The 9,963-nt window shown below is 68.8% G+C and carries 9 protein-coding genes; 6 read left to right on the forward strand and 3 right to left on the reverse strand.

The genetic code is table 11. The features are described from left to right. Positions 1-26 precede the first annotated feature (26 nt). Genes BXA03_RS09805 through BXA03_RS09815 form a run of 3 tightly spaced genes read right to left on the reverse strand, consistent with a single transcriptional unit; the run spans position 27 to position 2,673 of the window. Entirely contained in the window at positions 27-584 is a 558-nt protein-coding gene (locus tag BXA03_RS09805; RefSeq protein ID WP_076506671.1) for a carboxymuconolactone decarboxylase family protein, read from the reverse strand. After that, complete coding sequence (locus tag BXA03_RS09810; protein ID WP_076506674.1) at positions 559-1,533, reverse strand: tripartite tricarboxylate transporter substrate-binding protein; 975 nt, start codon at positions 1,531-1,533, stop codon at positions 559-561. The genes BXA03_RS09805 and BXA03_RS09810 overlap by 26 nt, the downstream gene beginning before the upstream one ends. Before the next feature lie 42 nt (positions 1,534-1,575). Continuing rightward, positions 1,576-2,673 (reverse strand): mandelate racemase/muconate lactonizing enzyme family protein, encoded by a 1,098-nt coding sequence (locus BXA03_RS09815; RefSeq protein WP_076506677.1) that lies wholly within the window; start codon positions 2,671-2,673, stop codon positions 1,576-1,578. 174 nt (positions 2,674-2,847) lie between these two features. On the opposite strand from BXA03_RS09815, the gene BXA03_RS09820 reads away from it, so the two are divergent. The 6 genes from BXA03_RS09820 to BXA03_RS09845 all read left to right on the forward strand — a co-directional run bounded on the left by BXA03_RS09820 (position 2,848) and on the right by BXA03_RS09845 (position 9,825). Next, complete coding sequence (locus BXA03_RS09820) at positions 2,848-3,726, forward strand: LysR family transcriptional regulator (protein WP_076506680.1); 879 nt, start codon at positions 2,848-2,850, stop codon at positions 3,724-3,726. A gap of 59 nt (positions 3,727-3,785) precedes the next feature. After that, positions 3,786-4,844, forward strand: coding sequence for a LacI family DNA-binding transcriptional regulator (locus BXA03_RS09825; protein ID WP_076506683.1), 1,059 nt, complete (start codon positions 3,786-3,788; stop codon positions 4,842-4,844). Between the two features lie 155 nt (positions 4,845-4,999). After that, a complete protein-coding gene (locus BXA03_RS09830; protein ID WP_076506686.1) occupies positions 5,000-5,962 on the forward strand; it encodes a Bug family tripartite tricarboxylate transporter substrate binding protein in 963 nt (320 codons plus the stop codon). A gap of 121 nt (positions 5,963-6,083) precedes the next feature. Continuing rightward, on the forward strand, positions 6,084-8,510 hold the full coding sequence (locus BXA03_RS09835; RefSeq protein WP_083715995.1) for an MBL fold metallo-hydrolase: 2,427 nt from the start codon (positions 6,084-6,086) through the stop codon (positions 8,508-8,510). Next, entirely contained in the window at positions 8,510-9,283 is a 774-nt protein-coding gene (locus BXA03_RS09840) for a tetratricopeptide repeat protein (protein WP_076506692.1), read from the forward strand. Before BXA03_RS09835 ends, BXA03_RS09840 begins: the two co-directional genes overlap by 1 nt. Then, positions 9,280-9,825: a DUF3299 domain-containing protein gene (locus tag BXA03_RS09845; protein WP_076506695.1), complete on the forward strand. Its 546-nt coding sequence runs from the start codon at positions 9,280-9,282 to the stop codon at positions 9,823-9,825. The genes BXA03_RS09840 and BXA03_RS09845 overlap by 4 nt, the downstream gene beginning before the upstream one ends. The last annotated feature ends 138 nt before the right edge of the window (positions 9,826-9,963 follow it).

The following is a 9,963-nucleotide window of genomic DNA, read 5'->3' on the forward strand; positions in this document are numbered from 1 at the left end:
CGATCTCCGGAAGATGCTGAGGCGTGTCATACCGCCCACGGCGCCTCGTCGGGCTGCGCATCGGTGTTTTGCACGTTGATGAGCCAGGCGATGGCCTGCGCCAGGCTCACGAAGAGCGGGAGCTCGGCGACGCCCGCCGCCCCGTGACGGGCGCGCACGGCGGCCCATATGCCATCGCTCACGCGGCCTTCCTCGCACAGCTGGCGTACGAACTCCAGGCCGTCCGCCAGGGGCGAAGCGGCCGGCAGCGGTTGGCCGCGAGCGATGGCCTGCAGGTCGGCATCGGTCAGGCCGGCCGCCATCGCTGGCCCGACGTGGTTGCGCCACTGGGGCGCGCAGGCCGACTGTCGGGCCACGAGCAGGTAGATGGCCTCGCGCAGTTCTGTGGGCAGGGCGCCGGATCGCCACAGAGACCGCGAGAGCGCATCGAGCGCCCGTGCGCCCTCAGGCGAGTGCAACGTCGCGGCATAGGGCCGCGGCAGTTTGCCGCGCGCGCCGGTGATGGCCAGAAGCGCGTCCCAGGGCGCGCCCTCGGCCGGCTGCGGCAGCGGATAGCGTTCAGGAGGCTGGCTTGATGTCGGCACGCTTGATGACCTCGGTCCACTTGATGATCTCGGTGCGGATGCGTTCGGCGAAAGCGGCGGGGGTGCTGCCCACCGGTTCGAAGCCCAGGGCCTCGAGCCGCTTGCCCAGGTCGCCGCGTTGGACGGCCTGCGCGGTGGCCTCGCCCAGGCGGCGCACCAGGTCCTCGGGAAGTCCCGCGGGGCCGATCAGGCCGAACAGGGGCTTGGTGTCCACGCCGGCCAGGCCCAGCTCGGCCATGGTGGGCACCTCGGGCAGCTGGGCGGCACGTCGGCCGCCGGTGACGGCCAACGCGCGCACCGTGCCGGCGCGGATGTGGTCGAGCATGGTCGGCACCGTGGTGAAGCCGAACTGGACATGGCCCGCGATCAGGTCGGTGATGACCGTGGAGCCGCCGCGGTACGGAATGTGACGCACGTCCACCTGCGCCACGCGCTTGAACTGCTCGCCCGCCAGGTGCGGCGCGCTGCCGACGCCGGCTGAGCCGAAGCCCAGGACGCCGGGCTTGCTGCGCGCCAGCGCCAAGAAGCTTTTCATGTCCGTGGCCTCGACGGACTTGTGCACCACCAGCACCAGCGGCGCGGTGGCCAGCAGCGAGATGGCGGTGAAGTCCTGCGGTGTGCTGTAGGGCAGGGCAGCGCCGAAGAGCCCGGGGTTGATGACGAAGGAGGTGTCGACGAAGCCCAGGGTCTGCCCGTCCGGCTTGGCCTGCGCGATGGCCTTGGTGCCGATCTGCGTGGCGGCGCCGCCCTTGTTCTCGACGATCATGCTGCCACCCAGGTCGGCCTGCAGCGCCTGCGCCAGCAGCCGGGCCAGCGCGTCCGTGGCTGCGCCCGGAGGATAGGGAACGATCAGGCGCACGGTGCCGCGCGCCTCCTGGCCGATGGCGGCCCACGGGGCCAGCAGGGCGGCGGCGCCAGCCAGCGCGGCTCTTCGGGTAGGGTGGTTCAAGGCGATGTCTCCGTCGAATGGGTCAGGGGTGAACCGCGCGGGCTACAGAGGCATGGTCAGCAGGGCCGCATCGGGCTCGGCGCCCAGGCCGGGGCCGCGGGGCAGGGTGACCAGGCCGCGCTCCAGCCGCACGCTCGTGGCGTAGGGAACGGTGCTCAGGCCGCAGAACAGCCGCTCGATGGCAGTCGGCTCGGGCAACGTGGCCATCAGGTGCAGGGTGGCCAGGAAGCCCGGGCCGAAGAATGCGGTCTGCGGACTCAGCCGCACGCGGCCATGGACCGCGCATTCGGCCGCCACGCGGCGCAGAGCGCCCAGGCCGCCGCACTTGATGGCGCTGGGTTGCAGCCAGTCGACGCTGCCGCCGCGGGCCATCTGCAGAAGTTCGTGCAGGCTGGAGGCGTTCTCACCCGCTGCCATGGCCACGCCCGTGGCCCTGCCCAGTGCGCCGAGAGAAGACAGGTCTTCGGGCGGCCACAGGGGCTCTTCGATCCACAGCGGATCGAAGGCCTTCATGGCACGCACGGGTGCCTCGGCCTCGCCAGGCAGCCAGGCGCAATTGGTGTCCACCATCATCGGCACGCCGGCGCCGATGGCCCGGCGCGTGGCCTCGACCGAGGCCACGTCGCGCTCGTGCAGCTTCACCTGGGTGAAGCCGGCCTCAAGCGCGGCATGCAGCTGCCGCTCCAGCGGGCCCACATCGCCGTAGTACTGCAGCAGCGAGGCATAGGCAGGCACCTGGTCGCGACGGCGGCCGCCCAGCAGTTCGCTCACCGGCAGCCCGGCGCGCTTGCCGCGCAGGTCCCACAGCGCGATGTCCAACCCGCTCAGCGCATGCAGCACCGGACCGGAGCGGCCGGCGTTGTGCAGCATCCGTTCCAGTCGCGCGCAGAGCTGTTCGTCCTGCGGGTCTTGGCCCAGCGCCAGCGGCGCCACGCGGCTGCGCACCAGCGAGCCCAGGGCCTCGGGGTCCGGGGCATAGGCCTCGCCCCAGCCCACGAGGCCGTCGTCGAGTTCGACCCGCATCCAGACGCTATCCAACGTTGAGCGTGGCGTGCCCGCGAAGCGGGGTGGCGGCGCACCATGGTCGAAGGGGAGGCGGACGGTGAAGCAGCGGATGGCCGCGATGCGGGCAGCGTTCATGACGCAGGGGTGTCTCCGGGAGGGGGCCGCGAGGGGCTCTGAGGGCACGCACCGGTCTGGAACCACGTCGAACAACAACCGGCCGTCGAACCCGAGTGTGGAAGCGCGGCCGGAACGCGGTCAAATTGGGTTTTTGGCCGTTTCCATATGCGAACCGATATGAAATTGCGCGAGATGCGCCTGATCTGGGAAGTGCACCGCACGGGCTCGGTGACGGCCGCGGCGGACGTACTGGCGATGACGCAGCCCGCGGCCAGCCTGCTTCTGCGACTGCTGGACGAGCGCCTGGGCTTCCAGATCTTCGACCGTGACCGGCGCCGGCTCAGCCTGTCGGCCAAGGGCCGCGGCCTGTTGCCGGATCTGGCCGCCGCCCTGGCGGCGCTCGACGGTCTCAGCCGCACCGCGCAGTCACTGCGCAGCGAAGCGCCGCGGCGGCTGCTCATCGGCACTGTGGCCTCGGCCGCAGGCACCGTCCTGCCACGCGCCCTGGGCCGCATGCGCGCCGCGCTGCGCGACACCACGGTGACGGTGCGCACCGCCATGTCGCTCGAGATCGAGCGCATGGTGGCCGAGGGCAGCGTGGACTTCGGCCTGGTGGTGCGCACCGGCGAAGAGGTCGCGGCTGACGGTGTGCGGGTGGCGCCGCTGCGCCTGCACTGCGTGGCGACGGCCGGCAGCGCGCCGGCACGCCGCCGCACGGTGCCCACGGCCATGCTGGCCAGCCGCTCCTACGTCAGTCTGTCGCGGCAGTTCACGGTAGGAGCAATGACGGCGCGACTGCTAGAGGACAGCGGCCTGCGCTACGCGCCGGCGGTGGAGGTCATGCACTACTCCAGCGCCTGCGCATTCGTCGAGCAGGGCTGGGGTGTCGCGGTGCTCGACACGCTTGGTGCCCTGCATGCGCGCAGGCTGGGCCTGAGCGCACCACCCATCACCGATTCGCCGGCCTTGGGATTGGACCTGCTCTGCTCACCGAACAGCAGCGCCATGGTGCATGCCGCGGCTTTGAGTCGACACCTGAGCGCGGCCTTTGAGGCGGCCCTGCGCGCCTAAGCGGGGGCCCAGCCGGGCGGCCCTGCGGCCGCCCTCGATGGCCAGCGAGCAAGCCGCGGATGCGGCCAAGTCGGTCCCTAGAATCGCGCCCCATGTCCAACCTTCCGTCTCGCCGCAGCCGTCGTGGCACCGGGGCCGTGACCCTGCACGACGTGGCGCTGCTGGCAGGGGTGGCGCCGATCACGGCCTCGCGGGCGCTCAACACGCCCTCGCAGGTATCAGCCGAGGTGCTCAGGCGTGTGCAGGACGCAGTGGCCTCGAGCGGCTACGTGCCGAACCGGCTGGCGGGCGCGCTGGCTTCTTCGCGCAGCAGGCTCGTCGCAGCCGTCGTGCCGACGATCTCCGGGCCGGTGTTCCAGAACACAGTGCACGCGCTCAATGAGGCCTTGGCCGCCGCCGACTACCAGCTCATGCTCGGCCAGAGCGGGTACGAAGAGAACCGTGAGGATGCGCTGCTGGACGCCATCATCAGCCGGCGTCCCGACGGGATCGTGCTGACTGGCATCATGCATTCCGACCAGGGACGGCAGAAGCTACTGGCCGCCGGCATCCCGGTGGTCGAGACCTGGGACCTCACGTCGTCGCCCATCGACATGATTGTTGGCTTCTCGCATGCGGACGCGGGTTCGGAAGTTGCAGCCTTCCTGCATGCGCGCGGCCGCCGGCGTCTGGGCCTGGTGGCCGGTCACGACGAACGCGCGCGTCGGCGGACGCAGGCCTTCGTCGACACGGCAAAGGCGTTGGGCATGCCTGAGCCACACCAAGTGGTGGTGACGGCGCCTACGACCATGCGCAGCGGCCGCACCGCATTGCGCCAAATGCTCGAGTGCGAAACAGCACTCGACGCGGTCTTCTGCAGTTCGGACCTGCTGGCGCTCGGCGTTCTTGCCGAAGCCCATGCCCAGGGGCTGAAGGTGCCCGACGACCTTGCGCTCGTGGGCTTTGGGGACCAGGAGTTTGCCGCCGACGCCTACCCCGCGCTGACCTCGGTGCACATCAAGGGCGCGGCCATCGGCACGCAGGCGGCACGCTTCATCCTGGACAGGGTGCAGGGCCAGGCCATCGACCAGCGCGTGGTCGACATCGGCTTCTCGATCGTCGAGCGCGAGACGACCTGACCCTGCAAGCCGGGACCAGCGCGTCCCTGGGACAAACCCTGCATGCGCGCTTAAACGATAGCGCTACCATCCCTCCTCATAAAAGGTAGCGCTACCGTTTGGAAGGACCAGCAGACTTCCACGGGCGCTGTACAGCAACACGTCGGAGAAAGCTTATGAAGAGAATGCTCACCTGCCTCACGTTGGGAATGGCCTTGTCGGCGCCTGCGCTGGCCCAGACCTGGCCGGCCAAGACCATCAACCTCGTCGTGCCCTTCCCGGCGGGCGGATCGACCGACATGGTGGCCCGGGCCATTGGGCCCCGAATCACTGCGGCGCTGGGGCAGCCCGTGGTGGTCGACAACAAGGCCGGCGCTACCGGCACCATTGGCGCCACTTTCGTGAAGCGTGCCGCGCCTGATGGCTATACCTTCCTGGTCACGTCGCTGGGGCCGCTCGTGATCGCGCCCCACCTGATCAAGGGCGTGCAATACGACGCGCTCAAGGACTTCGACACCATCACCGTGGCCGTCCAGGCGCCCAATGTGCTCGTGGTTCCGGCCAATTCGCCGCACAAGAGCTTGGCCGACGTCATTGCCTACCAGAAGGCCAACCCTGGCAAGATGAGCTTCGGTTCGTCCGGCACCGGCTCCAGCGACCACCTCACCGCGGCGCTGTTCTGGCAGCAGACCCAGACCTCCGGCCTGCACGTGCCCTACAAGGGCGGTGCACCGGTCATCACTGACCTGCTGGGAGGGCAGGTGGACGCGTCCTTCCAGAACATCAACGCGGTGATGCAGTACATCAAGGCCGGCAAGCTGCGCGCGCTGGCCATCACCTCCGACAAGCGGTCGCCGCTGCTGGCCGACGTCCCGTCACTGGCGGAAGGCGGCGTCAAGGGTGTGGACGTGTATTCCTGGCAGGCGATCGTCGGTCCGAAGGGCCTGCCCGCCGACGTGCGCAAGCGCTTCCATGACGCGGTGGTGGCGGGCCTGAATGATCCCACGGTCAAGGATCCGTTCACCGCGCTGGGCTTCGAGATCGTGGCCAACACGCCTGAGCAGTTCAGTGCCTTCCAGCAGAAGGAATCCGCGCGCTGGAAGCGTGTCATCGAGGCAGGAAACATCACCGCCGAATAACCGGCACGACAAGAGGCCGCGGCGGGCCAGGATCGAGTAGTCCCGCACGCGCCCCGCACCAGGCGATGAGTGCGCCGATGGCCGGCGCCTGCACGCCGTTCCATCAACTCGGAGAAGACAGATGAACACTTCCATCGGAAGAGGTATGGGCGCGCTCGCGTCCACGGTCGCACTCGGGCTGCTCGCGGCCTGCGGCGGTGGGGGCGGGGGCAACAATGCGGCGGCGCTGCTGGCGGCAGGTGCCGGACAGAGCAGCGGCCCGTCCGCTGGCACGCCCACGACGCCGGGCGGCACAGGCAACACCGGCAATCCGGCGACGCCTGCGCGCACCGTCATGCGGCAGGCCGGCCTGGTCGTCCAGGCCCCCGTGTCCGAGGGCGGAACCGGTGGCACAGTTCTGAAAGTGCAGGTGATGGGTTCGGGGGGCGTCTCCACCGTGTCCACTGCGGCGCTGCCAGCGGATGTGGCGCTGGCACTCACGGACAAGCTCAAGCCCGGCAACCTCATCGATTGGATTCCGGGCGCCTCCGCCACCACGGCGGCCACGGCGGCCGCGCCGGCTGAGACCTTCAACGTCGTCCTGAGCAAGGGCTCGTCGGCGGCCGCGCAGTTCAACTTGGCCAAGTACGGTCCGTCCGTCTCCCGGCACGACAACGCGCCAGGACCCATGGTGGCCGCCGGCTGGGTCTATGCCAAGGGCAGCACCAGCGTGACCATCGGCGACGGCCGCGTGGTCACCGCCGACCAGGCGGGGCGCCCCTACACCAGCCCCGTCAAGCGCTACGAAGAGACCTACAGCCTGGCGCCCGACGTCAAGGTGTTCAACGTCAACACCGCCGACTACAGCAAGAGCGCCGTGTCCACGCTGGCCGCGATGCCCGTCGTGCCGAACTACGACTACGCCACCACCAGCCGCCAGGCCGCCTACTTGCTCTTCGACCAGAACTACCTGCAGGCCGACAAGGCACGCGTCACCGCGATCTGGTACTTCACGCCACAGTCCACTGCGGACGGCAAGCCGGTGTGGGACGTTCCGTCCAACAGCCCGATGCTGGCTGACAAGGGCACGGACCCGGTCTCCGGTCAGGCCTACGTGAACATCAATGCGACATCGCCGACGACGGCGCCCTACGCCCGCAGCACGGAACCCTTCGAAATCGTCAAGAACACGATGTACTTCGTGGGCGACAACGAGGTCGCCTCGTACCTTCTGGTGGCCGACATGGGTACGCCCAACGATCCGTCGGACGACAAGGTGATCAAGGTCGACGCCGGATGGCCCAATAGCGGCTACCAGTACTGGAAGAACATCGAACTGCTGGGCCGCGACCCGCGTTCGGTCACCGACATCTGGCTCACGCACGGCCACTCGGATCACTATGGCACCGTCGTGGAGCAGCTGAAGATGATGGATGCTGCCGGCAAGCCCATCAAGCTTTGGGCTTCCAAGGAGGACGTGACGGGAATCACCAGCGATTTGCAAGGCAATGCCTTCAACATCGCCGGCGCCCTGCCGGCCTCGGAGACGACGATCCGGGCGCGTACCACCGACTTCTACGAGTATGACAAGTGGTACGACTACGGCAATGTGAAGATCATGGTGATCTGGGCGCCCGGCCATACGCCAGGCACCACCAACATGCTGTTCCGCGTCAAGAACCCCACCGATGGCCAGTTCTACACCTTCGGCTACCACGGTGGCTACGGCGTCAATGGCCTCACGACGCCCACGGCGGCGAACGGCTGGCTGCGCCTGTCGTTCCAGCACGGGTTCAGCTATCTGCAGAACTCGCTCAACGTCGATTTCGTCAGCCCGCAGCACACCAACCAGTTCCCGATCGTCGAGGTGTACCAGGCGCTGAAGGCCTACAACCGTGACCCCGCCAACGTCGCGAAGCAGCTGACCATGCTCGATGCCCTGCAGTCCAAGGTGTTCGACTCTCCGTCGATCAACGGCACCAAGATCACCAGTGAATTCGCCAACCAACTGGAGAAGCGTCGCTCCGTCATCTCCTACAAGGCCAGCGATGCGGCCAACACCTCCTACAAGAGCATCGAGACCTCGGGCCCCTTCAAGCCGGGTCGCGAGAACGGCCTGAACGCCGTGCCGGCACGCATCCTGGATGACGGGCGCATCGTGCAAGGTTTCGTGGGTCCGCAGAACAAGAACCCAGCGATTCCGCTGTTGGCAAACGGCATCGTGACGGCCACCGATCAGTACGTGAATGACCCCGACGGCTACTACGTGCAGGTGTCGGTGGAGGTGCTGGACAACGGCCCGTACCGCGGCTTCATTCCCGAGGGCTACACGCAGTTCAGCCCAGGCACGAACCAGACGATCGTCTACAAGGGCGGTCCGGTGGAATCGGTGCATGCCGCCAAGGGCACGATCCGGCCGCCGGAAGTGCTGCGCACGCAGCGCCTCGGCTCGCTGGCCGATGCGGTACGGGTGCTGAGCACGCTGCGAAAGGGCACGACGATGACGATGTCGCTCACCCCTGCCAGCGAGATCGTCGTGCCGGCCGACCCTGCCAAGACCTTCCAGTGATGGCGCTGCCCGGCCTGTTCGCGCGCTGTCCCGCCGGCCGCGGCCTGCTGCTGGCGGCCGTGCTCGGCATCCAGGCCGGCGGCGCAGCGGTGGCCGCCCCTGCCGCTGCCGAGGCGGCCTATGAACGCTCCCGCCATTACCGCGGCCTAAGTGGCGAAGTCGTGGACCCGCTGCGCGCCCGGGACGAACTCCTGCGAGCCGCAAGCGCCCAGCACCTGGCCGCCCAGGTCGACCTCGGCTTCCTGTACCTGAACGGCATGGGCCCGGTGGGAAAGGACCTGGACGCCGCGTTCCGTTGGCTGTCTCTTGCGGCGCGCCGCGGCGCACCAGCTGCGGCCTGCGTGCTCGGCGACTTTTTTCGCCAGGGCCTGGGTGGCGCGCCGCGCGACCCGGCCCAGGCCGTGCGCTGGGATCGCCGCATGGCCGGCAGCAACGAAGCCTGTGCGCCGCGCGCGCAGTTCGAGCTGTACCGGGCCTATTGGACCGGCGAGGGCGTGGCACGCCATGTGCCGACCGCCATGCGATGGTTGAAGATGTCGGCCGAGGCCGGCAATCCCCGCGCCCAGCGTGCGCTCGGCCGGGCCTACGACCGAGGCGAGGGCGTGTCTCGCGACGACGGGCTGGCCCGACTGTGGCTGCGAAAGTCGCGCGAAGGCATAGCACCGCACGACGACCATGACCACGACCTGCCGAGCCTGGCAGGCCCTCGGTTGTTCGAGAAGCTGGCACCCTTCTATCCGGGCCGCGCGACGAACCTGGCGGCGACACCATGACGATCTCCCGAAGGCAAGCATTGACTCTGTGCGCGGCGCTCGCTGCTGGCCATGCCGTCCCCTCCCTGGCCGCGGGTCCGAGGACGATCGGCTGGGACGACTTGATTCCCAAGGCATGGAACCCCTGGGCCGAGTTCAGCAGCGGCGGGGTAAACCTGAAGACGCTGTCGGACGAAGATCCGCGGGCGCGCGCCGCTCTGCAGCGGCTGCGCAAGATCTGGGACGAGGCGCCGGTCGTCACGTCCCTCGACGGCACCGTGGTCCGCCTGCCCGGCTACGTCGTCCCGCTCGAGCAGACCGCGCAGGGCATGCGGGAGTTGCTGCTGGTGCCGCACTTCGGTGCCTGCATACACACACCGCCGCCGCCCGCAAACCAGGTGGTCCACGTCGTGCTGGAACGCCCCAACAAGTCGCTCGGCACCATGGACACCATCTGGGTGACGGGCAGGCTCAGCGCGGCACATGCAGTCAGCACCCATGCCGCGAGCGGCTACAGGCTCGCGGGGACGAACGTCGAGCGCTACGCGGCGCCGCGCGGCTAGACAACCCACACCCGCCTTTCGTCTTCTTCGTTCTGCTTCGCCGATGAGCCACACGCCCACCATCACCGACATCGAAGTCATCCCCGTCGCCGGCCGCGACGGCATGCTGATGAACCTCAGCGGTGCCCACGCGCCCTT

Source organism: Pseudacidovorax sp. RU35E (assembly GCF_900156165.1).
Lineage (GTDB): Bacteria > Pseudomonadota > Gammaproteobacteria > Burkholderiales > Burkholderiaceae_C > Xenophilus.